Origin of the sequence: Pseudomonas sp. AF32 (assembly GCF_022342325.2) — a bacterium.
Taxonomy (GTDB): Bacteria; Pseudomonadota; Gammaproteobacteria; order Pseudomonadales; family Pseudomonadaceae; genus Aquipseudomonas; species Aquipseudomonas uvaldensis.
The window spans coordinates 100162-122471 of sequence record NZ_RQJK02000022.1 but is presented as its reverse complement, the minus strand read 5'-3'; the positions used below and the strand labels follow the sequence as shown (position 1 = coordinate 122471).

Here is a 22310-nt window from a genome sequence, read left to right as displayed (position 1 = left end):
CAGCGCCTAAGTCCTGTGCAACGGGCATAAAAAATCCGGAATCCTTTGTCAGATTCCGGATTTTCCTGCTGCTCAGGGATTAGTCAATAATCCTTAACTGAACAGCATTGCACTCATCGAGTGGCATTTCTGTTACCTGGCCGGAAGCGGGATTCATCCAGCGATCAATCCTCTAGACCGGCCTTGCGGTTTAGGTTCGAACGCTCGCAACAGCACGGATCTTGAACCAGATGGAATACATCGCCGGCAGGAACACCAACGTCATGATGGTGCCGACGAACGTGCCGCCGATCAGCGTGTAGGCCAGCGTTCCCCAGAAGATCGAGTGGGTCAGCGGGATGAACGCCAGGATGGCCGCCAGTGCCGTCAACAACACCGGCCGGGCCCGCTGCACCGTGGCTTCGATCACCGCGTGGAACGGATCCAGCCCTTCCTGGGCGTTCTGGTGGATCTGCCCGATCAGAATCAACGTATTGCGCATCAGGATCCCCGACAATGCGATCAGGCCGACCAGGGCGTTGATACCAAACGGCTGGTTGAAGATCAGCAGCGTCGGCACCACGCCGATCAGCCCCAGGGGCGCGGTGAAGAACACCATGATCATGGCCGAGATCGAACGCACCTGCACGATGATGATCAGCAACGTCAGCGCCACCATGATCGGCACCAGCGGCACGATCGCCTTGCCGGCCTTGCCGGATTCCTCGATGGCTCCGGCCTGCTCGATGCGATAGCCGTCCGGGAGCGTGTCGATGATCGGTTGCAACTGCTTGATGACGGCGGTCGAGACATCCGGCGGTTGCAGGCCTTCGGCAATGTCGCCGCGCACGGTGATGGTCGGGGTGCGGTCACGACGGCGAAGGATCGGGTCCTCCATGCGAACATCCACCTCGCCCACCTGGGACAGCGGAATCCGCTGGCCCGCCGCGCCCACCAGCGTGAAGCCTTCGATCCGGGCGGGATCGAGGCGGATGTCGCCCGCGGCGCGCCCCACCACCGGCACCGAACGGATGTCCTCGCGAACCGCGGTGATCGGTACGCCAGCCAGCAGGAATTGCAATTGCTCGGCAACGGCGCTGGACGTCAGGCCTACCGCCTGCAAGCGATCCTGATCCAGGTTGAAATGCAGCGTCGGCGTCAGCGGGCCCCAATCGGTGTTGACGGTTCTCATCATCGGGCTGGCTTGCATGACGTCCTGCACACGCGCGGCAATCTCGCGCAGCTTCGCCGTGTCTGGCCCCATGACCCGGTAAGCCACCGGGAATGGCGAATACGGTCCGAACACGATCTGGGTCGCCCGCAGACGGGCCTCCGGCGCGAGCCCTTCGGCTACTGCTTCGCGAAAACGGAACTTGAGGATTTCCCGCGATTCCTGACTGTCCGTCAGCACCACGATCTTGGCAAACGATGGATCCGGCAGCTCCGGCGCCATCGCCAGGAAGAAACGCGGCGCACCCTGCCCGACATAAGCCGTGACGATCTTGGCTTCCTCCTGTTTTTGCAGCCAGGCCTCGACCTTGGCGGTGGTGGCGCTGGTCTGTTCGATGGAGGTTCCATAGGGCATCTGCACCTCGATCAACACCTCGGGCCGGTCAGAGGTTGGGAAGAACTGTTTCTTGACCAGCCCCATGCCCAGGATGGCGACGACAAACAGCGTGACAACCGCGCCGGCCACCAGCCATTTGCGCGCAATGACCCGCGTCAGGATCCGACGAAAGCGGTTGTAGCGCGGGGTGTCGTAGATGGCGGCATGGCCGCCCTCGACCTTCTTGATGTCCGGCAACATCTTCACCCCCAGGTAAGGGGTGAAGGCCACCGCGACCACCCAGGAGGCGATCAGGGCAATGCCCACGATCCAGAACATGTTGCTGGTGTATTCGCCAGCGGTGGACTGCGCAAAGCCGTTGGGCATGAAACCGATCGCCGTCACCAGCGTACCGGACAGCATCGGCGCGGCCGTGTGGCTCCAGGCATAGGCGGAGGCTTTGATCCGGTCGTAGCCCTCCTCCATCTTCACCACCATCATTTCGACGGCAATGATCGCGTCGTCCACCAGCAACCCGAGCGCCAGGATCAGCGAGCCCAGGGTGATCCGGTCGAAGTTCTTGCCGGTGGCGGCCATCACCACGAACACCACCGCCAGGGTCAACGGCACGGCCGCCGCGACCACGATACCGACGTGCCAACCCATGCTGATGAAGCAGACGACCATCACCACCAGCAAGGCGACGAAGAACTTGACCATGAACTCGTCGACCGCCGAGCTGATGTTCACCGCCTGGTCGGTCACCTTGGTCAGGGTCATGCCCAGCGGCATGGCCTCATTGATCCTGGTTGTCTCGGCGTCCAGGGCCTTGCCCAGATCGAGGCCGTTCCAGCCCTCGCGCATGATGACACCCAGCAACAAGGCTTCTTCACCGCCGTTGCGCACCAGGAACGTGGCCGGGTCTTCGTAGCCCCGCTCCACCGTCGCCACATCCGAGAGCTTCAAGGTCCGCCCCTGGATCGCCAGGGGCGTATCACGGATTTTCTCCAGTTTGTCGAAAGCGCCGTCCACCCGCAGGAAAACCTGCGGTCCATTGGTTTCGATGGAGCCGGCGGGAGTGAGCACGTTCTGGCTGTTGAGCGCGGCGAAGATATCCTGAGGCGAAACGCCCAGGGTGGCCAGGCGATCATGGGAGAACGAGACAAAAATGCGCTCGGCCTGCTCGCCGATGATGTTGACCTTCTTCACGCCTGGCACGTGCAACAGACGCTGGCGCAAGGCCTCGGCATCCCGCACCAGTACGCGCTGCGGCTCACCCTTGGCCTTGAGGGCGAACAGCGCAAAGGTCACGTCCGAGTATTCGTCGTTGACCAACGGCCCAATGACACCCGCCGGAAGCCGGGTGGCTTCATCGTCGAGTTTCTTGCGCGCCTGATAGAACTCTTCCTGCACCTCTGACGGCGGCGTGCGGTCCAACAGCGACACCATGGTGAAAGACAGGCCCGGCCGGGTGTAGGTTTCGGTGCGGTCGTACCATTTCAATTCTTGCAGGCGTTTTTCCAGCGGTTCGGCGACCTGGTCCTGCATCTCTTGCGCCGTCGCGCCCGGCCACGCGGTGATGACGGTCATCTGCTTGACCGTGAACGGCGGATCCTCCGCACGTCCCAACTTGAAGAAAGCCAGGGTTCCCGCGACAGCAATCAGGAAGATCAGGAAAATCGTGATCGAGCGCTCGCGAACGGCGACGGCCGATAAATTGAGGCTCATTGGCGGTTCTCCACGACCTTCATGTCAGCTTGTTGGAGCACTCGTACGGACTCGCCTTCATGCAACAGATGTGCACCCAGCCCGACGATGCGTTCGCCCACGTTGAGCTGGCCGGTGACGCGCGCGGCGTCATCGCTCAAGCTCAAGACCTGAACGGGGCGCCAGCTGACTTTTGCCGGCTCGCCGTCAATGACCCACACGCCAGTGCCGTTACCGGGGTCGTACAAGGCCGCAATCGGCACTTGCAGCACCCGCCCCTGGGCCGCGGCTTCGGCGATACGAAGGGTGACCGTCGAACCCAGCGGTGCGTTAGCCAATGCACCTTCGAGCACATAGCGCGCTTCAAAGGTGCGCGTCACACGGTCGGCCGAATCCGAAAGAAGCCTGAGCTTTGCCGTGACGGCCCCGGCCGTACTGCCATAGAGCGTCGCCTGCGCAGTGGCGCCCGGGGCGGGTCGCAGGGTTTCGGGCAATTGCACAACGGCTTCGCGCTGACCGGCCCGTGCCAGTCGGACCACGGGTTGCCCTGGGCTGACCACTTGTCCCGGCTCGGCGAGGGTCTCCATCACCACGCCATCGGCGTCCGCGACCAACACGGCATAGCCGGACGCATTGCGGGCCACGTCGGCCTGGGCCTCGGCAGCGCTGAGTTGCGCCTTGGCGGTATCGGCGGCGGCCTTGATCTGGTCGTAGCCCGACGCGGAAATCGCCCCGGCGGCAACCAACTCGCGGTAGCGCGCCTCGTCATCGGCCGTCTGCTTGGCCCGGGCCTTGGCGGCTGTCACCGCCTCCTGTTGCGCTCGCGCCTGCAAGCCCAGGTCGATCGGGTCCAGGCGCATGAGGGGCTGCCCCTTCTTGACGCTCTGGGCGGCATCGACCAGACGCTCCAGCACCTTGCCCGACACGCGAAAACCCAGATCGCTCTGGACGCGCGCGGCCACGACACCGGTAAACGAGCGTGAGCTGTCGGACGAACCCCGGACATCAGCGACCCTGACCAGAGGGGCCAGCGTGCGCGGATCCTTGGCAGTGGATGAATCGCCACACGCCGTCAGGACGAGAGGCAACAAGCAGGCGGCGAAGGTGACAGGACGAGGCCGGAGCATAGGTTCCCTTTATTGAGCAGATGAGAGAGACGACATTCTTATGCTTGTGACCAATACTGTCAATGGTCACAAGCTATCAACCTAAGCCTAACGCACCTGAACCGCCGCTTCGTTCAGTTATAATGTGCACCTTGAAGAATACTTCCCCCTGAAGAGCCAATTGACAGGTAGTGACCATAATATAATATGGTCACAAAACACGTTTCCCCCGAGGAATCCTGATGCCCCCTCTTCGCCCCCTTGCTCTTTTGGTGAGCGCCAGCCTGATGGCTGGTTGCGCAGTCGGCCCCGACTACCACCGCCCGGACGCTGCGCTGTCGGATCGGTTCATCGGCCAGTCTGCCGTCGAACAACGATCCGCCGCGTCACGCGCCAGCCTGGTCACCTGGTGGGAGGGCTTTGGCGATCCTGTGCTGAGCGACTTCATTGCCAAGGCCCTTGAGCAGAATCTGGACCTGGCGCAGGCGTCGGCACGGGTCGCACAGGCTCGGGCCGGCCTGGGAGCGGCCAATGCAGCGCTGTTGCCGTCGGGCAATATCAGCGGCCAGGCCGCCCGCGCCTACCAATCGGTCGAAACCCCCATCGGCCGAGTGCTCAATTCAACCCCAGGGTTTGATCGCTACGGGAATGCCTACGAGCTCGACCTGGGCGCCAGTTGGGAAATGGACATTTTCGGCGGCCTGCGACGCGGACGCGAAGCCGCCCTGGCCGAGTACCAGGCGTCCGAGGCCGGCGCAGCCGCCACCCGTTTGGCCGTCGCCGCACAAACCGCCGATATCTACATCACCCTGCGCGGTCTACAGGCCCGGCTGGATATTGCGAACCGACAGGTCAAAACCCAGCAAGACCTGCTGGAAAAAGTCCGGTTGCTCTACAGCAAAGGCCTCGCCGCCAGCTACCAGGTTCATCAGACCGAGGGCGAACTTGCTCAAGTGCAAGCCACCGTACCGGTTCTGCAGACCGGCCTGGATGCCGCCATGAATGCGTTGGACGTTATGCTTGGCGCCCCGCCAGGCACCCACCGCCCACAGCTGGCCTCCACCGGCAGCATCCCTTTGCCTCCTCGAATCAGCGAGATGGGGACGCCCGCCGATCTGCTGCGTCGCCGGCCAGACCTGATCGTCGCCGAACGTCGTCTGGCGGCTTCGAATGCGCGCATTGGTGAGGCCGTCGCCGAGTACTATCCGAAATTTTCCCTCAGCGCGTTGCTGGGCAGCGCTACGAGCGTTTCCGCCGGGCATCTGTTTTCCGGCGGCGCCAGCCAGGCGTCCGGCGCGCTGGGATTACGCTGGAGGTTGTTCGACTTCGGCCGTATCAATGCCCGGATCGATCAGGCCAAGGGACAGGAAGCCGAAGCCCTGGCCGCTTATCGCCAGTCCGTGCTGCGGGCTACTGAAGACGTCGAGAACGCTTTCTCTGCCCTGGTGAATCGAGAAGCCCAGGCCACCACACTCACCGCCGGCGAAACATCCCTGACCCAGGCTCGCCAATCGTCCTTTATCGCTTACCAGAAAGGGACGGCCAGCCTGATCGATGTGCTCAACGCCGACGAGACGCTGCTGCAGGCTTCCGACACCCGGGCCCAGGCCCGAACGGAATCGGCACGGGCCGCCGTCGCCGCATTCCGGGCCCTCGGCGGCGGCTGGCAACCTGCCGAGCCTGAGCCTGTAGCCACTCGATGACCTGACGAACACCCTTCTCCTTTTTCTTTGCAGTTAACCCCACCGGAGTACAGCAACATGCAAGCCAACGGCAATTCCTGGGTACTCATTACGGGCGCCTCGAGCGGATTTGGCGAAGAGTTCGCCCGACAATATGCAGAACAGGGGAAATCGCTAATCCTGGTCGCCCGCCGATTGGACAAGTTGGAGGCACTGTCGGCGCAACTGCACGAGCGTTTCGGCATCGAGGTGATCGTCGAGCAAGTTGATTTGTCCTCAATCCCGGCGATCATCGAACTGCACGAGCGATTGACCCGGCGCGGCATCACCATTGATGTGCTCATCAATAACGCCGGCCATGGCTTGCAGGGCCCTTTCCTGGAACACACCCTGGACCAATCCCTGGCGATGATCGATCTGGACATCGCCAGCCTGACGGCCCTGACTCGACTCTTCGCGGCCGACATGCGGGCCCGACGACGCGGGCACATCCTGATGGTCGCCAGCCTGCTGGCCTATCAGGGAGTGAAGCATTTCTCGGTTTATTCCGCGGCGAAGGCCTACGTGCTTCGTTTCTGCGAGGCGCTGCACCAGGAACTCAAGCGCGACGGCGTCGTCGTGACCGCGCTGTGTCCGGGCATGTCGGACACCGGGTTCGCGCAAAGCGCCAGCCAGAAGCTCACGCCAGCCCTGAAAATGGTCATGATGCAACCCGAGCCGGTGGTACGCGCCGGAATCCGTGCACTGCAAGCCGGCCGCATGAGCGTCGTACCAGGCTTTGGCAACAAGGTGATCACCGTGTTGACCTGGGCCACGCCACGACGGTTTCACCAGCGTCTGATGACGCAGGTGATGGGCACCTGAGTCGACGACTAGGCGGTGCCTGTTTCAAGGATATGAAAAAGCCGGGAGCCCGCTTGGGGTTCCCGGCTCAGTGGTATCAGAAACGATAGCTGACGGAAGCACCGAAGCCGTTCGCACTGTTCCGGTATTTGGAACTGTACGCGCCACGGCTGGCGGATGCGTCGTTGACTCGCACGCTCTCTTCCCACAGGTACGAATAAGCCACGTCGATCGTGACATCGTCCCCCGGAGTCCAACCGGCACCGAGGCTGATCACGCTGCGGTCCCCGGTCGGAATCCGAGGCCCGCGATTGGTGTTGTTGGCTGGCGACTGGTCGACCGAGAAGCCAGCACGAAGGACCCACTGATTGTTCAGCCTGTAGGCCGCGCCAATCGCATGGGCCCAGGTGTCATGCCAGTTCTGCTCTTCGCTGATGGTACCCAGCGCCCCGCTCAGCAGCGGAGGCAGGCCCGAGTTCTCGATGGTCAGCTCCTTGAAGCGACTCCAGCGCGTCCAGGTGCTGCCCAGATACAGGGTCCAGTCATCGTTGAGCTGGTGAGTAACCGAGAAGTCCACCGACTCCGGGGTATCGACGTCCAACGAAGCGTCGTAGCTTGTACCGCTTACCCCCAGCAGGCTGAAGACCCCATTGGTGAGCTTGGACTTGGCATCCAGGTGATAACTGACCTTGGAGTGATAGGTCAGCCCCAGACGAGTCCGATCCGTGGCCTGCACCAGGATGCCGGCGTTGAAACCGAGCGCCGTGTCGTCACCGGTGCTTTTCAGCTTCCCGTCATTGCTGCCGGGAGTGAGCGGGTTGAGCACCATTCCCGATATCTCGCCGCTGATACGATTGATCGTAGGACCGAAACCGATCGACACCTTGTCGTTGAAGGCGTAGCTGATGGTCGGCTGGAAGGTCAGCGTCTTGACCTCGCTCTTGTTGGCGTAATAACGCCCGGCAAAGTCGCTGCCGTAATCGGTAATCAAACCGAACGGGACATAGAAGCCAACGCCAACGGCCCAGTGCTCATCCACAGGCTTGACGTAATACCCCATCGGTATGGTGGTGGTCGGCACCATGTCGCCGTCCTCCTGGCCACCGAAGGTACTGCGCGTCTGGCTGATGTCTGCCTTGGCAAACAAGGTCGCCGCCCCGAGGCTGACCTGTTCCTTTTTCAAGCGAGACATGCCCGCCGGGTTACCGAAGACGGTGCTGGCATCTTCCGCCGAGGAAGAGCGCCCGGCAAACCCCACCCCCATCCCACTGATGCTTTGCTCGTTAAGCGCGAAACCGCTGGCAAGCACTTGGGATGTGGACAGCACTACAGCGAGACCCACCGGGGCCTTGAGCATTATTTTTTTCATTATTGGACTCTGGAAACAATTACCGAGGTATGGAGCAGTTGGTGTGTTGCTACGTAAAAATCGCCACGGTCTGGCGCGCCCAGAGCACCCGCCGACCGCTTTCGTCCCAGACTTCCATGTCCTGCAACGAATAACCTTCCTGTGCCTGCTGACTGAACGAGCTGACCAGAAACCATTCGCCAGCCACGGCCGGCTGCGGCAGGTCAATCGTCCAGGAGGCAGAGCTGATGGCGGCAGGTTCGGTGAAGCAGGTCATGGCCGCCGGTGGCAAGCTGTCCGCCAGCGCGATCAATGCCACCGCCGGGTCCACGCCTTGCGCATCCAAGTGACGTACCCACATCAACAATTCCGGATTGTCGGCGCCGGAGACTGGGAGTGAACCGCCCGCCGGGCGCATCTCGAAGTTGTAGGCACAGGCCGGCGCAATCCGCTTGTCCAGCGCCAGGGTGGCGTATCGAGAAGGCCCTTCCACCATTGGACATCCCCAGGATTCGTGGACGATCCGGCTGGGTCGCGGCTGGGCGAACAGCAATGTCGTGCGCAACGCCAGCTCATCGCCGGACAGGCAGTCCACCGAGACCGAGGTGACGGATCGCCCCTGGCGCAACACGCTGACATCGAAGGTCTGGGGCTGGGTCACCGGACCTATGAATGACACCTGCGCGGACTTGAAGGGAGGAAAGCCCTGGGGACGCTCGCGCAAGACCGCCTCCAGCGACAGCGCCGCCGACAGGCCGCCGAAAATGGTCCGGCCCTGCCGCCATTCTGGCGGACAGACGAAAGGCACACTTGGATCGAATTGCGCCACCACCTGGGCGAAGCTGGTCATAGCAGACCCTCGAAAAGCAGATGCGCCATGATTATTCATGTGACCATTTGTGTCAACAGTCACAAAAAAGGCAACGCAATCCTCATCGCATCAGCCGTGACCGGCTCAGGGCATGAGGCTACGCAAGACCAGATTGCAGATAAGCGTGGGGGCTTCTTCCACGTAATCGAGGTTGTGTTGCAACAGCAGCGGGTTGACGAAGGGCCGCAGCGCGAGATGTATCGCCTCCACGGTCTCATCCAGCGGCGTCTTGCGCTCGAACTCACCGCTCTCGCGCCCTTCGCGCACCACGTCCAGTACGAAGCGTTTGATCCGTTCGTTGTAGACCTGCGAGCTGGGCCAACGCTCCGAAGCCGAGTAGGCGGCAATGTCATACAGCTTGCGTTCGTTGAAGAACAGGTCCACGCCAGTGGTGATCAGAGTCTTGACCAGGCGCCGGAAACGCTCTGTGGAAGAGAGGTCCTCTTCCCGGGTGGCCTGTTCCACGGCCTCGACGATCTTCGCAAGGCAACCGGAGCAGATGGCTTCGCCAATCGCCTGCTTGGAGTCGAAGAACTTGTAGATGTAGGCCTTGGAGAATCCGATGGCCTTGGCCAGGTCGGACACCGTGGTCTTGGCGTAACCGTATTGACTGAAGTGCTCGTTGGCGGCCGCGACAATCTGGTCTCGGATGTCGTGATCGGCTGGGCCACGGGTGCTGGGCGAAGGAGATGATGATTGAGTCATGTGGGCAGCTTACGCATCCTGAGGGCCGATGACAAATTGTGACTTATTTTATTATTGGTCACAATTTGCCGTTCGTCGATTCCGACAGGATTTACGTTTAGGCGACACTGGCGTCCAACTCCGCCTCTTCCTGTCCATCATCAGCCCGCCGTCCCAACTGCCAGCCGAGCAATCCCCACACCAACGCGCAACCCGCACCGATCATGGCCGCCAGCCCGCCCCCCTGCCCCAGCACATCGAGCAGGCTTTTCACCCAACCGCTCATGGCATCACCCGCCCGATAAACCATCGTGTCGATAAAGTTCTTGGCTTTGTATTTGCTCTCGGCATCCAACGAGGCGAACAGCATTTCCCTGCCCGGCCGGACGAACGCGTACTCGCCGATCCGCCGCACCACCATCAATGTCGCCAGCAACGCGAACCCGGGCGCCAAGGCAAGCCCCAGAAAGCCGACGCACATGATCAACGGCACGATTGCCAGCAGCGCACGCACTCCCAGCTTCGGTGCGATACGCCCGCTGATGAACAGTTGGGACAGCAAGGCACCTGCCTGCACGATCACGTCGAGGGTGCCGAAGACACGAACCTGCGCCTCACGATCCGGGAAGTGCTCGCTCACCAGGCGGGCCTGTTCAAAATAGAGAAACGTACTGACCGTGGCCAACAGCACCACGAAGCCAGCGATCCCCAACAGATAGGGTGACCGGAGCACGGCCGTGAAGCCGCTGAACGGGTTGCCGCGCAGGGGCTGGCGAGGATGTTGCGTCGGCGCTGCACCCGGTCGACCGGCCCCGCCCTCCTCGCGCCATGCCATGAGCCTGCGCTTCAAGAGCAGCGTGGCACCGAGCAACAGAGCCGCCAACAGCATCAACCCCGAAGCGCCGACGACACCAATGAGCGCCGCGCTGAGGGCCGGTCCCAACAGCCCGCCGATGCTTGCACCTGCTGCGATGAACGCGAACAGGCGCTTGGCCTGTTCACTGTCGAAGACATCCGCCATCAGGCTCCAGGCCACGGAAACGACGAACAGGTTGTAGACCGATATCCAGACGTAGAAGACCCGAGCCAGCCACAGGCTGTCCGGTTGGTACTCGAACAGCTCGACGAACATCAGCAGGTTGATGCCAAAGAATCCATACACCCAGTCAACGAGTCGCAGGCGTGGAACCCTGGCACTGAGCCAGGCGAACAAAGGAACGGCAGCCAACATGACCAGGAAGGTCGCGGTAAACAGCCATTGCAGATTCTCCACGCCCGCCGCGATGCCCATTGATTCTCGGATCGGGCGCAGCATGAAGTAACCGGCGAAGAGGCAGAGAAACAGCAGAAACCCACACAGCGCCGGACGCAGTTCATCGTCGTGTGCGTTAAGGGCGATGCTCAATCGATGCAGATAAGTAAGCCTGCTCATGGAAGCTCCTGGGGATGGCAATGCACCAAGGGGCAGGCACGGGGGCATATCCCCGTGCCCAAAGGGAACATCAGCGATAGGTGACGCCTGTGAGCCGTTCGGAGACGGTCCAGAGTCGTTCGGCATCCGCCTCGTGGGTCGCGGCCGCCGGCGTTCTGGCAAAGCCCAGCGGGCCGCGTTTTTCCTCGTCGCCGATAGGACCGTAGTAGGCCCCGCCGGCAGCCTCGGGCGCAGTGGCTGCATACAGTGTGGACAACGCCCCTTGCGCGGCGGAGTGGTACGCATCACGGTCCTGCGCCCACCGCTGACCGAACTCGCTGTTCAAGCCGGGGCCACGTTCGACCAACTCGGTCACCGCGACACCCGGATGCGCCGCCAGGCTGCGGATGCCCCAACCGGCTGCCTCGCTGCGCCGTTGCAGCGCGAATGCCCAATGCAGGACGGCAAGCTTGGATTGCGCGTAGGCGGCATAGGGCTCGTATTGGCGCTCAGCCTGCAGATCATCGAAGTTCATCGCGCCACGGGCGGCGGCAATGCTCGAAAGACTGACCACCCGAGGATCCTGGCTCTGGCGCAACAACGGCACCAGCAGGCCGGTCAAGGCGAAATGCCCCAGGTAATTGGTGGCCAACTGGAGCTCGAAGCCATCGGCAGACGTCCCCCGCTCCGGCGGCGCCATGATGGCGGCGTTATTGATCAGGACATCCAGTCGCGGCAGCCTCTGGTTGAGTCTTTCGGCCAGGCCGCGTACCGATGAAAGATCGGCCAGGTCCAGCGTTTCGAACTGCACCCTGGCGTCGGGCACGGCCTGTCTGATCCGCGCGATGGCCTGGGCACCGCGCTCCGGGTTGCGAGCCGCGATGATGACCTCGGCACCCGCGCGGGACAGTGCCAGCGCATCCTCGTAGCCCATACCGCTCGTGCCACCGGTGATGAGGATGATCCGGCCTTTTTGCGACGGCATGTCGCGCGTCGACCATTGCGGTTTCGGTGCAACCTTGTCGGCGGCTTCGACGCTCACCACGCTGAGCAGCGTGACGCTGGCCGCCAGCACACGGGCCAGCCTCACCAGCCGGTTTCTGATGTCTACGGGTGTTGTTGTGCTGATCCACATCATGGGAATTCTCCATTTCGAAGGATGAACCGGCATTGCCGGACGCTTACTGGATGGCGCACGCCTCAGCCAATTGCAGGAAACTGACGCGCTCGATGACCCCTTGCGTATTCACATAGGTCATCTTGGCCCGCACGACCTCGCACGTTTGCGGTGCCGGTGCCTCGATGCGAATGACCCGGGCGATGTCCAGCGGCATGCCATATTCGTAGGCCGGGTCTTGCGTCTGCTCCTTGGCGAACAGGGACGGATTGCTCAATGCGATAACGGCCAGCAGGCTGGCGGTCGATACATTTCGGATGTTCATAACGGACTCCACGACTGTCCTCACCGGGATGGTCGTAGCACTCTAGGGAGGGGTGACTGACGTCAAGGTGACTGGCGACTGACAGGAAGATGTCAAACGCCAATCGGATCGCTTAGCGGACGGCCTGGCTTATCAAGGAAAATCCAAACGTATTGAACCCGTCCTGGCTGCGGGCGAACACGCGTCCTCCGTGCATGGACGCCACCGCCCGCACGATCGAGAGTCCCAGGCCGTGGTGCGCATCGCTTCGGGCCCTGGCGGCGTCGGCGCGATAGAAACGCTCGAACAGACGCTCCAGATGCACGCCGTCAATGGGCTCGCCAGCATTGGAAACGCTGACCTCCACCTGCATTCCCTGGCTCACCAGACTGACCGTGATGGTGCTCGCCGGGACCGCGTAGCGCGCTGCGTTCTGCAACAGATTGGCCAGGGAACGGTGGAACAGGCGCCGGTCGATCCGGGCTCGCATATCGCCGCTGATGACCACGCTCAGTTGCTTGTCGTGCAAGACGGGCTCGAGATATTCCACGGTCTTGGATGCCTCCTCGTAGAGCGAGACATCACTCAGCTCGGTTGCCCGCTGCCCGCTTTCAGCCCCCGCCAGGAACAGCATGTCATTGACGATGCCCCCCAGCCGCTCCAGCTCCTCGAGATTCGATTGCAACAGGTCCTGAAGCTCGCCTACATCCCGCCCGTGGGCCAAGGCCACCTGGGTCTGCCCGATCAGGTTGGTCAGGGGCGTACGCAGTTCATGGGCCACATTGGCATTGAACCCTTCGAGTTGGCACCAGGCGGCCTCCTGGCGAGCCAGGGCGCCGTTGAACGACATCGCCAGCTCCTGCAATTCGCCCGGCAGTGCATCGGTGTCCAGCCGCTGCTTCGAATCGCCCGGCGGCAGGCTGTTGGCCTGCCTGCTGAGTCGCCTCACGGGTCCCAGGCCAAAACGCGCGATCCAGTAACCGAGCAACGCCACCAGCACCACACCCAGGGCGGAAATCAGGATCAGTATCCTGGTGAAGTGGTCCAGGGTTTTCATGAATGGCGTCGAATCCAGCCCCACGATAAATCGCAATTCAGGACGGCTGCCCAGGGCGGGAATGGTTTTGACCAGCAGCTCCATCGGGCGATCCCGGTCAGCGATTTCGAGGGTGGAAAAGCCATCCGGACGCCTCGACCAGTCCTGGCCGTCCGGCATCTGCCCGCCATAACTGTAGGCCGGGTCATCGACCACGACCCAATAGCGCACCCGTTCATCGGCAGGCGTCAGGCCATCCAACTTCTGCCGCAGGCCGACCCAGAACGCCGGCGAGTCGTATTTCGCCAGCACCGGATCGAGCACGGAATGGCGCAGGATCAGCTCGTTCTGCATCTGCTCATTGAGCGATTGTTTCAACGAACAACGCAGCAACGTCGCGCTGACCGATGTGATCAGCATGGCGGCCAGCGCGAACATCAGGGCCAGCCGCCGGGCTATCGAACGCTTCATCATGGCTGCCCGGCCTGGCGACCATCAGTGTCGCGACTCTCCAGCACGTAGCCCATGCCACGGACGGTATGCAGCAGCTTGCGCGGATACGGAGCATCGACCTTGGCCCGGACGCGCTTGATCGCGACCTCGACCACGTTGGCGTCACTGTCGAAGTTCATGTCCCAGACCTGCTCGGCAATCATCAACTTCGACAGGATCTCGCCCTGATGCCGCGCCAACAGGCTCAACAGACAGAACTCCTTGGCCGTCAGGTCCAGGCGCAGCCCGCCCCTGGTCACCTTGCGCGCCTGCAGGTCGACTTCCAGATCGTCGATGCGCAGATGCGTCAGGTCGGCCGTGTCGCCGGCGCGACGCCGTATCAAGGCCTGGACCCGTGCGACGAGTTCGGCGAACGAAAAGGGTTTGCCCAGGTAATCATCCGCGCCCTCGCGCAGCCCTCGCACGCGATCGTCCACCGCTCCTCGGGCCGATAGCATGATGACCGGGGTGTTCTTGTGCGCGCGCAAGCCTTGCAGCACGTCGTATCCGTCCTTGCCGGGCAGCATCACATCGAGGATCACTACGTCGTAATCCAGCTCCAGCGCATAGTGCAGGCCATCGATGCCGTTGTTCGCCACATCGACGATGTAGCCCAGTTCACTCAAGCCACGATGCACATAGGAGGAAGTCTTTTCCTCGTCCTCGACGATGAGCAGGCGCATCAGGTAATTCCTCTGGAAGCGGGACAAGCAGGCACCACAGCCTGCATCAAGCCATCCTCCAGTCTAGATAACGAAAGTGTCCGGAGGCTGACCGCTTCCTGACATTACTGTCAGAATCGCCCGATGGCCGTATCGCGCCCAACCCGCTTCAATCGTCATTGAAAGGCGCGCCCGGGTCACTTTTACCGGGCGGCCCGGACCGCTCGGGGGCGCGACAGGTCGAGGCCAAACCTGACTGATCGGCGGCGGTGGCAGACGCAACCGTTGCCGCAGACACCTGCGCATCTGCCGAACCGTCGTGACATCGGCTCGTCCTGAGGCACCGTCATGCCCTCGTTGACCGAACTCAGCCGGTCCGGTCGCTTCCCTGGAAATCGGCAATCTGTTGCCACATCGCCACCGGGTTGGAATACATCGGAAAATGACCGCAGTGAGCGATCGGCGCCAACCGTACGCCGTTGGCCTGGATATGAGGAAGGTAGGACAATCCAGCGTTCTGCTCGCCATACATGAACATTCTCGGGCAGCTCAAGCCGAGGAACCTGTCCATCAGGTCGCCGTTGTCCGACAGGGCGACCATCGACTGGAAGATCCCTCGCACCGCCCCGGTACGCACCTTGTGCTTCAGGCTCGCCGAGTAGAGTGCGCTGGCGTAGGCCGGCGCCTGGCGGGTGCGCTCGATGAACGCCGCGAAGAAGGCGTGCGGTTCATCGCTGGGATAATCAACGATCTGCCGGCTGAGGAAGCAGTCTTCCGGCGCGATGTTGCCTTCGATGTCGACAAAACTGATCACTCGATCCGGGCATTGATCGGCCAGCATCAAGGCCGTCAGCCCACCCATCGAATGGCCCACCAGGTGGAAGCGTTCGAAATCGAAATGCGCCAGCACCTGTCGCGCCGTTTCCACCAGGAGGGGAATGCAGACTCGCGCCAGGTCATCGCACTGGCTTTCACCGCAACCAGGCGCGTCATAGGCGACAAACGGATGCCCGTCGAATGCCGGGTGCAACACGATATCGGCGTAGTCTTCCTTGGTTGAACCAAACCCGTGCAAGAACAGGATCGGCTCCTTGTCGCCGCCACGGTGGAGGGCGGCGATGTTCAGCGCAACACCCTGCACCGTCAGGGGTATCTCCAGATGATCGAACGTTTCGGCTGCGCACACGTAACAGACTCCTTGGGAAATGGAAGACCGGGCAACGGCACCGGCGGCCAGGCCCGCAATGTCGAGGTAATCCAGTGTTCTGTAAATTCCGGATTCGGGAAGATTTTCATAGGCCAGACCTATCGATTGCCTCGCGTTCGGAAACCGGCCACCACCTCTTCCACCAACGGGTTGCCCCGCTCCGCGTTCCAGGCCACGGCAGTGGTTACAACATTGAGCTTCTGGCTCAGCGACCTGAACACCACCCCTGGCGGTGCAAGTTTCTTCAGCGACGCCGGCACCAGTGCAATGCCCTGGCCATAGCTGACGAAGGCAATCTGCGAGGCAACGGAGCGCACCTCATGCAACACCCGAGGGGAAAATCCACTGGCCCGGCACGTTGCGATCAGGTTATCGAAATACACCGGACTGACCTTGCGGGAAAACATCACCAGGGGCTCGTTGGACAGGCTGGACAAGCTGATCCGCGTGCGCGAAGCCAGGGGATGATCGCTGGGCAAGGCCACCACCAGACGATCCTCCAATAATGGCAGCGACTCGATGGTATCCCCCAGGTCGCCATCCAGCCGCGCAAAAGCCAGATCGATGTCACCGGCCTCCAGCGCCGGGACAGCTTCAACGCTGTCGATTTCACGTACCGACACCGTGAGCTGCGGGTATTTGCTCTTCAAACGCTCGATCAAGCCTGGCAACACATCGAACATGGCGGTGGAGATCGCGCCGATGGTGAGCATGCCCGACTGCCCCGCCACCGCTTCTTCGACGGCCAGCTCCAGGCGCTCCAACTGCTCGGCGAACTTACGCACCGCCGGCAGGATCGCCACCCCCACAGGGGTCAATTGCGCACCGCGCCGTGAACGTTCGAACAACTTCACCTTGAGCGCCTGCTCCAGCACTTGGATCTGTTCGCTCAACGGCGGTTGGGACATGCCCAGACGCTTGGCCGCGCGGCCGAAGTTCTGCTCCTCGGCCACGGCGAGGAACAGCCAGAGATGGCGAATCAAACGAAAATTGATCATGGACGATCCATAGCCTGAGCGTATTTGTGGGTTAGTTGATAAGTAATATACCGATCAAGGCAACTCGCCAACACTGCAGCCTCCGTCATCCTGGAGGATTGCCAATGACCGCTGTGAGTTTGCTTGATCGCCTGTCGGCGCTGGACACCAATACGGTGTCCGATGCGCTGGATTTCCTTGGTCTTTCGGGAGCCACCGTTGGCCTGCGACCGCTGTGGAACTGTCCGAAAATCGTCGGCCGCGCCAGTACAGTGCTGCTGGCCGCGAAAACCGACGACGCGCCCACCGTGCACCTGATTACGCCGGTCATCGAAAGGATCGTCAGCGCCGACCGCGTGTTGGTGATCGCCGGTGGGCTCGAGGGCATTTCCTGCTGGGGCGATATCCTGGCCAACGCCGCAGTGGACAAGCAGGTGCGCGGCACGGTGATCGACGGTTTCAGTCGCGATATCGATGGCAGCGAGGCCATCGGCTACCCAGTGTATGGACGTGGCGTCACCATGATCAGCGCCCGCAATCGGGTCATTCAGGCCGACTCGGCAGTGGCCATCAGCGTCGCCGGTGTCCAGGTCAGCGAGGACGACTTTGTCATCGCCGACCAATGTGGGACGGTCTTCGTGCCCCAGGCTCACATAGACAAAGTACTCGACCTTGGCGAGCGCATCGCCCGACGCCAGGCAGGTATGGTCGAAGCAGTGCGTTGCGGCCGCTCGGTTGCCGAGGTGATGCATGACACTCAGTTCGAAGCCATCCGTGTGGAGGACGCCCGATGAGCCCCGAGGACAAAGATCTGGTGGCGCTGTTCGAGGGCCTGGACACGCCAGGCGTGTCCGACGCGATGGACAAACTCGGCCTGCCCGGCCAGTGCCTGGGCATCGCTGCGCTGGACAATTACAGGCACGTCATCGTCGGGCCAGCCTTCACCGTGCAGTACGTCACGGCCAGCGTTCCCCCTGGCACCGTGGGCGACTTTATCGAAGACGTTGCCCCCGGTGACATCGTGGTCATCGACAACGCAGGCCGCAGCGACTGCACGGTCTGGGGCGACATCATGACCCAGTACGCCGGCGCCCGGCGGATCGCGGCCACGGTCATCGACGGCGTCTGTCGCGACGTGAACAAGGCCCTGGGAGACGGCTATCCGATCTTCAGCAAGGGCCGCTTCATGCGCACCGGCAAGGACCGCGTGCAAGTGCAATCGGTCAACCAGCCAGTGTCCATCGGCACGGCCAGGGTCTGCGCACGAGACATCGTGGTTGCCGACGCCAACGGAGTGCTGATCGTGCCCCGCGACCGGGCCGCTGAGGTGGCGGCCTGCGCCCGTCGGATCGAATCGGTGGAAGCGGATATCCGCGCCCTGATCGCTCAAGGCAAAACCCTGAAAGAAGCCCGCGCCGCATTGGGTTATCACAGTCTGCAGAGGAAAATCTGATGGCCATGCTCCCCTTTCCCCCGGACTTCCAGGCCCAGGCCAGGTTGCTGGGCAGCTCGACCTTGTATGAAGCATCGCACCTGCCTTGCGCGGTGGACAGCGCCATCCGCCCGGTCTGGGACGGTGCGTTCATTGCCGCACGTGCTTATCCGCTGGAGTGTTCGCCAGGCGATAATCTGGCCCTGCACCTGGCCATGGAACGTGTACCGCGTGGCAGCGTGTTGGTCGTGGGCACCGGCGGTTTCATTGCCGGTTACTGGGGCGAAGTGCTCACCGTGGCCGCCGAAGCCGCGGGTGTCGCCGGCCTGGTTATCGACGGCGGCGTACGGGATGTCGCCGCACTTAAAAAACGCCGGTTTCCGGTGTTTGCCCGGGGCATTTCGGTCAAGGGTACGGTCAAGGCGAGCGCCCCGTCGGTGGGCCAGCCTTTCAACTTCGCCGGCGTCCCTGTGGCGCCGGGCGACCTGGTGGTGGCTGACGAAGACGGGGTGATCATCCTGCCCAAGGAGGATGCCGCGCGCACCCTGGCAGAAGGCCAGGCCCGAGCGGACAAGGAAACACAGATGATGCAGGCGTTGACCGAAGGCCGTTCGACCCTGGAACTGATGAACCTGACCGAATGGAGAACCCGTGCATGAACATCGACATCCAACGGTTGAACCGACACTTGGCGAATGCACAACCTTCGGCGACTTACCGGATCATGGATCGGGTGGCTGAACGGCGAGCGCAAGGCGCGAAAATCATTTCGCTGTGTGCCGGCGAACCCGATTTCGATACGCCCAGGCATATACGCGACGCGGCCATTGAAGCTATCGAACAGGGCCATACACGCTACACCCAGGTAGCCGGGGTGCGATCGCTCCGAGAGGCAGTGGCCGCCAAATTCCGCCGCGAGAATGGCCTGGACGTCACCTGGCAAGACACGCTGATCTGCAATGGCGGCAAACAGGTGATCTACAACGCCTTTGCCGCCACGCTCAACGAAGGTGACCAGGTGATCGTGCCGGCGCCGTACTGGGTCAGTTATCCGGAAATGGTGCAACTGTGCGCAGGGCAAGCCCGTATCGTCACCTGCGATATCGACACAGGGTTCAAGCTGACGCCAGCGGCGCTGGCCGATGCGATTACCCCGCAGACCCGCTGGCTGATCCTCAATTCGCCCTCCAACCCAACCGGTGCGGTGTACAGCCGGGACGAATTGCGGGCATTGGCCGAGGTGCTGCTGACTCACCCTCACGTGCTGATCCTGGCGGATGACATTTACGAGCATCTGATCTTCGATGACCAGGCATTCCATACCCTGGCCCAGGTCGAACCACGTCTGGCAGCGCGCACCTTGACCATGAACGGAGTGTCCAAGGCATACGCCATGACCGGTTGGCGCATCGGTTTCGCCACCGGCCCACGCTGGCTGCTGGAGGCCATGGAAAAACTTCAGGGGCAACAGACCTCAGGCGCCAGCTCCGTCTCTCAACAGGCGGCGCTCGCGGCGCTGAAAGGCCCCAAGGACTTCGTCCGGCAAAGCCGCGCCGCTTTCCAACGTCGGCGCGACTTGATGGTGGCGCTGTTGAACGATATCCCGGGCCTTGAATGCGTCAGCCCCGCCGGCGCGTTCTACGCCTTCGCGTCCTGCGCCGGACTGATCGGTCGTACCTCGGCGGGTGGCCGGGTATTGCACAGCGATGAAGAGGTCGCCCATGCCCTGCTCGACGAAGCGGATGTCGCCGTAGTGCACGGCAGCGCCTTTGGCCTGGGCCCATACCTGCGCATCGCCTACGCCCTGGATGACGTTTCGTTGCGCAAGGCCTGCGAGGCCATCGGCGCGTTCTGCACCCGCTTGCGTTGATCGGTGCCGAAAGAAAAAAGCAACCCGGCCGTGGCCGGGTTAGCTGTTACCGCCATTGAGTTTCGCCAGGCCCACCCCCTCGCTTCTGCGTAAGCACGATCAACCCGCAGTGACGGTCATGCCGCCGTCGGCCATCACCACCGAACCGACGATGAAGCTGGCGCGATCCGAGGCGAGGAACGCGACGACTTCAGCGATTTCCTCTGGCTGCGCGGCCCGTCCGATGGGAGCGGCCTCGCCATGCTGAGCCAGGAAACCCGGGCCGTCCTCGACCACGTCGTTGAGGATGTTGGTCACCACGTCGCCGACGCCGACGGCGTTGACGCGGATGCCATGCCCGATCGCTTCGAGGGCCAATGTTCGGGTCAGTTGGGCCAGGGCGCCCTTCGACGCCGTGTAGGCGGCAATGGTCGGGAAGGCGAAATAAGAGGCATAGGACGCGATGTTGACGATGGCGCCGGACTTGTTGGGCATCATCGCCTTGACCGCTTCGCGGCAATGCAGAAAGGCTGCCGTGGCGTTGACTGCCTGGATACGCTCCCAGTCTTCACGGGTCATGTCGATGACCAGCTTGTTGATGATGATCCCGGCGTTATTGACCAGGATGTCCAGCCGGCCGAACTGCTCGACGGCCAGGCCAACCGCGCGTTCGGCGGCGCCATCCTCGGTGATGTCGGCCACCAGCGGCACCAGTCCAGGGCGGGCCAGTTCTTCGACGGCGGGGTTACGGTCTTCGGCGACGACCTTGGCGCCACGGGCATGCAGCAATAGCGCGATAGCCTTGCCAATGCCACTGGCGGCACCGGTTACCAATGCGACTTTGCCTTCGACTTCGTTGGGAAAACGCTGCTTGATATCGGTCATGATTGCTCTCCTGCGTTGCGAGCCCGGGAGACATTCACCGGCTCGGCGCCTGTGAGGCGCTGTCGTTATCGACGGCTTCACTGTCTCGCAACGGGAGGATCCTGGCTTTTGCAGGCTTGCCGGGGCTGTCGGGATTTTGCGCTGGCAGGTCACGGCTGCGTTACCTTATAGGCCTGAATTTCATCCATGGAGCCTGCCGTGCCCCCACCTGACCATGACGACCTGGCCGCCAGCGATAACCGGCGCATCGTGGCCGAAACCATGCCGCAGCACCTGCCAGGAACGCCGCAGGCGTTGCCATCGCAGCCGCACCTGCAGGATGTGGTCGTCCAGCTGTTCAGCCATCACAGCATTGTCGAGCCGATCCTGGTGCCCGCCGTGGTGGAACCGCTACTGGTATGGGTCCTGACGGGTAGAGCCAGGGTCGAAGAGCGCGCCCTCGGCGGCGCGTGGGAATCCACCCTCGTGGAAGCAGGCGATTTCTTCCTCACCAATACCCGCGATCCTTACGAAATGCGCTGGCAAACACTGGAATGCGACACGTTCGAAGTGATGCACCTGTACCTCGGTCTGCCGCTGATCGATCGGGCTGCCCGCGATAGGCTGGGCGAGCACTGCGCCGCGGTGAGCTTTCTGGACATTTCCGGTGCCCGGGATGAACGGGTGAACTTCATCCTCGGTCAGTTGCGCCTCGAACTCACCGAGGAACGTCAGCCCAGCCCGCTGTTCGTTCACAGCCTGGCCCAGGCGCTGGCCGTGCACCTGATCCGTCGATACCTCGACCCGCACGGCAGCAACCGACGCAGCAGTGCCTTGCAAGCCTACAAACTGCGTCGGGTCCTGACGGCCATGGACGAGGGCCTGTCCGAAGACTTCAACCTCGCGCAACTGGCCCGGATCGCCGAGTTGAGCGAGTACCACTTCAGCCGGGTGTTCAAGCGCGCCACGGGATGGTCGCCTTCGCAGTATTTCATTCGCCTGCGGATGAATCGCGCCCGACATCTGCTGCTCGAAACCGACCGCAGCATCATCGATATCGGGCTTGAGGTGGGTTATTCCAGCCCAAGCCACTTCTCGCAGGTCTTTCGCCGCGAGGTGGGTGTCACGCCCAGCGCTTATCGCCAGGCATGAGCCGCGCTACAGAGGTTCCATAGACGAGCTGATGCTGGATC

General features: G+C 62.3%; 20 protein-coding genes. 7 read left to right on the top strand and 13 right to left on the bottom strand.

Annotated features, from left to right (window positions below):
* Positions 1–190 precede the first annotated feature (190 nt).
* Together EGM97_RS20355 and EGM97_RS20350 are read right to left on the bottom strand one after the other, a co-directional pair.
* Positions 191–3253: an efflux RND transporter permease subunit gene (locus tag EGM97_RS20355; RefSeq protein WP_238964423.1), complete on the bottom strand. Its 3063-nt coding sequence runs from the start codon at positions 3251–3253 to the stop codon at positions 191–193.
* A complete protein-coding gene (locus EGM97_RS20350) occupies positions 3250–4359 on the bottom strand; it encodes an efflux RND transporter periplasmic adaptor subunit (RefSeq protein ID WP_238964422.1) in 1110 nt (369 codons plus the stop codon). The genes EGM97_RS20355 and EGM97_RS20350 overlap by 4 nt, the downstream gene beginning before the upstream one ends.
* Before the next feature lie 221 nt (positions 4360–4580).
* On the opposite strand from EGM97_RS20350, the gene EGM97_RS20345 reads away from it, so the two are divergent.
* Positions 4581–6041 carry an efflux transporter outer membrane subunit gene (locus EGM97_RS20345; protein ID WP_238964421.1) on the top strand — a complete coding sequence of 487 codons (1461 nt, stop codon included), beginning with the start codon at positions 4581–4583 and terminating at the stop codon, positions 6039–6041.
* Between the two features lie 57 nt (positions 6042–6098).
* Complete coding sequence (locus EGM97_RS20340; protein ID WP_238964420.1) at positions 6099–6884, top strand: SDR family NAD(P)-dependent oxidoreductase; 786 nt, start codon at positions 6099–6101, stop codon at positions 6882–6884.
* A 76-nt stretch (positions 6885–6960) separates the two neighbouring features.
* Here the strand turns inward: EGM97_RS20340 and EGM97_RS20335 are convergent, their stop codons facing one another.
* From EGM97_RS20335 to EGM97_RS20290, 10 genes are all read right to left on the bottom strand, one after another.
* Positions 6961–8232, bottom strand: coding sequence for an OmpP1/FadL family transporter (locus tag EGM97_RS20335; protein ID WP_238964419.1), 1272 nt, complete (start codon positions 8230–8232; stop codon positions 6961–6963).
* Positions 8233–8281: 49 nt separating this feature from the next.
* Positions 8282–9061, bottom strand: coding sequence for a thioesterase family protein (locus EGM97_RS20330; protein ID WP_238964418.1), 780 nt, complete (start codon positions 9059–9061; stop codon positions 8282–8284).
* Positions 9062–9166: 105 nt separating this feature from the next.
* Positions 9167–9787, bottom strand: coding sequence for a TetR/AcrR family transcriptional regulator (locus EGM97_RS20325; protein ID WP_238964417.1), 621 nt, complete (start codon positions 9785–9787; stop codon positions 9167–9169).
* 97 nt (positions 9788–9884) lie between these two features.
* A complete protein-coding gene (locus EGM97_RS20320; RefSeq protein ID WP_238964416.1) occupies positions 9885–11198 on the bottom strand; it encodes an NTP/NDP exchange transporter in 1314 nt (437 codons plus the stop codon).
* A 70-nt stretch (positions 11199–11268) separates the two neighbouring features.
* On the bottom strand, positions 11269–12312 hold the full coding sequence (locus EGM97_RS20315) for an oxidoreductase (RefSeq protein WP_477788842.1): 1044 nt from the start codon (positions 12310–12312) through the stop codon (positions 11269–11271).
* A 46-nt stretch (positions 12313–12358) separates the two neighbouring features.
* Positions 12359–12619, bottom strand: coding sequence for a DUF2790 domain-containing protein (locus EGM97_RS20310; RefSeq protein ID WP_053153947.1), 261 nt, complete (start codon positions 12617–12619; stop codon positions 12359–12361).
* Between the two features lie 112 nt (positions 12620–12731).
* Complete coding sequence (locus EGM97_RS20305; protein ID WP_238964414.1) at positions 12732–14105, bottom strand: heavy metal sensor histidine kinase; 1374 nt, start codon at positions 14103–14105, stop codon at positions 12732–12734.
* Positions 14105–14809 carry a heavy metal response regulator transcription factor gene (locus tag EGM97_RS20300; RefSeq protein WP_238964413.1) on the bottom strand — a complete coding sequence of 235 codons (705 nt, stop codon included), beginning with the start codon at positions 14807–14809 and terminating at the stop codon, positions 14105–14107. Before EGM97_RS20300 ends, EGM97_RS20305 begins: the two co-directional genes overlap by 1 nt.
* A gap of 346 nt (positions 14810–15155) precedes the next feature.
* The gene (locus EGM97_RS20295; RefSeq protein WP_238964412.1) at positions 15156–15974 is read right to left on the bottom strand and encodes an alpha/beta fold hydrolase; all 819 of its coding nucleotides are present in this window, start codon (positions 15972–15974) and stop codon (positions 15156–15158) included.
* 119 nt (positions 15975–16093) lie between these two features.
* Positions 16094–16993 carry a LysR family transcriptional regulator gene (locus tag EGM97_RS20290; protein WP_238964411.1) on the bottom strand — a complete coding sequence of 300 codons (900 nt, stop codon included), beginning with the start codon at positions 16991–16993 and terminating at the stop codon, positions 16094–16096.
* 104 nt (positions 16994–17097) lie between these two features.
* Between EGM97_RS20290 and EGM97_RS20285 the strand changes: the two genes are divergently transcribed.
* From EGM97_RS20285 to EGM97_RS20270, 4 genes are read left to right on the top strand one after another with little or no spacing between them, the layout of a single operon-like run.
* Positions 17098–17766, top strand: coding sequence for an RraA family protein (locus EGM97_RS20285; protein ID WP_238964410.1), 669 nt, complete (start codon positions 17098–17100; stop codon positions 17764–17766).
* Positions 17763–18425 (top strand): RraA family protein, encoded by a 663-nt coding sequence (locus EGM97_RS20280; RefSeq protein WP_238964409.1) that lies wholly within the window; start codon positions 17763–17765, stop codon positions 18423–18425. The genes EGM97_RS20285 and EGM97_RS20280 overlap by 4 nt, the downstream gene beginning before the upstream one ends.
* A complete protein-coding gene (locus EGM97_RS20275) occupies positions 18425–19063 on the top strand; it encodes an RraA family protein (RefSeq protein WP_238964408.1) in 639 nt (212 codons plus the stop codon). Before EGM97_RS20280 ends, EGM97_RS20275 begins: the two co-directional genes overlap by 1 nt.
* Entirely contained in the window at positions 19060–20274 is a 1215-nt protein-coding gene (locus tag EGM97_RS20270) for a pyridoxal phosphate-dependent aminotransferase (RefSeq protein WP_238964407.1), read from the top strand. Before EGM97_RS20275 ends, EGM97_RS20270 begins: the two co-directional genes overlap by 4 nt.
* A gap of 99 nt (positions 20275–20373) precedes the next feature.
* On the opposite strand, the gene EGM97_RS20265 is transcribed toward EGM97_RS20270, so the two are convergent.
* Entirely contained in the window at positions 20374–21138 is a 765-nt protein-coding gene (locus EGM97_RS20265; RefSeq protein ID WP_238964406.1) for an SDR family NAD(P)-dependent oxidoreductase, read from the bottom strand.
* Between the two features lie 261 nt (positions 21139–21399).
* On the opposite strand from EGM97_RS20265, the gene EGM97_RS20260 reads away from it, so the two are divergent.
* Positions 21400–22269, top strand: coding sequence for a helix-turn-helix domain-containing protein (locus tag EGM97_RS20260; protein WP_477788841.1), 870 nt, complete (start codon positions 21400–21402; stop codon positions 22267–22269).
* Positions 22270–22310 lie beyond the last annotated feature (41 nt).

Bases quoted from the DNA above. Each gene is read 5' to 3' on its own strand.
- EGM97_RS20320 (WP_238964416.1), bottom strand. From the start codon at position 11,198: ATGAGCAGGCTTACTTATCTGCATCGATTGAGCATCGCCCTTAACGCA.
- EGM97_RS20335 (WP_238964419.1), bottom strand. From the start codon at position 8,232: ATGAAAAAAATAATGCTCAAGGCCCCGGTGGGTCTCGCTGTAGTGCTG.
- EGM97_RS20265 (WP_238964406.1), bottom strand. From the start codon at position 21,138: ATGACCGATATCAAGCAGCGTTTTCCCAACGAAGTCGAAGGCAAAGTC.
- EGM97_RS20305 (WP_238964414.1), bottom strand. From the start codon at position 14,105: ATGAAGCGTTCGATAGCCCGGCGGCTGGCCCTGATGTTCGCGCTGGCC.
- EGM97_RS20285 (WP_238964410.1), top strand. From the start codon at position 17,098: ATGACCGCTGTGAGTTTGCTTGATCGCCTGTCGGCGCTGGACACCAAT.
- EGM97_RS20280 (WP_238964409.1), top strand. From the start codon at position 17,763: ATGAGCCCCGAGGACAAAGATCTGGTGGCGCTGTTCGAGGGCCTGGAC.
- EGM97_RS20355 (WP_238964423.1), bottom strand. From the start codon at position 3,253: ATGAGCCTCAATTTATCGGCCGTCGCCGTTCGCGAGCGCTCGATCACG.
- EGM97_RS20260 (WP_477788841.1), top strand. From the start codon at position 21,400: ATGCCGCAGCACCTGCCAGGAACGCCGCAGGCGTTGCCATCGCAGCCG.
- EGM97_RS20350 (WP_238964422.1), bottom strand. From the start codon at position 4,359: ATGCTCCGGCCTCGTCCTGTCACCTTCGCCGCCTGCTTGTTGCCTCTC.
- EGM97_RS20300 (WP_238964413.1), bottom strand. From the start codon at position 14,809: ATGCGCCTGCTCATCGTCGAGGACGAGGAAAAGACTTCCTCCTATGTG.
- EGM97_RS20345 (WP_238964421.1), top strand. From the start codon at position 4,581: ATGCCCCCTCTTCGCCCCCTTGCTCTTTTGGTGAGCGCCAGCCTGATG.
- EGM97_RS20290 (WP_238964411.1), bottom strand. From the start codon at position 16,993: ATGATCAATTTTCGTTTGATTCGCCATCTCTGGCTGTTCCTCGCCGTG.
- EGM97_RS20325 (WP_238964417.1), bottom strand. From the start codon at position 9,787: ATGACTCAATCATCATCTCCTTCGCCCAGCACCCGTGGCCCAGCCGAT.
- EGM97_RS20315 (WP_477788842.1), bottom strand. From the start codon at position 12,312: ATGTGGATCAGCACAACAACACCCGTAGACATCAGAAACCGGCTGGTG.
- EGM97_RS20310 (WP_053153947.1), bottom strand. From the start codon at position 12,619: ATGAACATCCGAAATGTATCGACCGCCAGCCTGCTGGCCGTTATCGCA.
- EGM97_RS20340 (WP_238964420.1), top strand. From the start codon at position 6,099: ATGCAAGCCAACGGCAATTCCTGGGTACTCATTACGGGCGCCTCGAGC.
- EGM97_RS20270 (WP_238964407.1), top strand. From the start codon at position 19,060: ATGAACATCGACATCCAACGGTTGAACCGACACTTGGCGAATGCACAA.
- EGM97_RS20275 (WP_238964408.1), top strand. From the start codon at position 18,425: ATGGCCATGCTCCCCTTTCCCCCGGACTTCCAGGCCCAGGCCAGGTTG.
- EGM97_RS20330 (WP_238964418.1), bottom strand. From the start codon at position 9,061: ATGACCAGCTTCGCCCAGGTGGTGGCGCAATTCGATCCAAGTGTGCCT.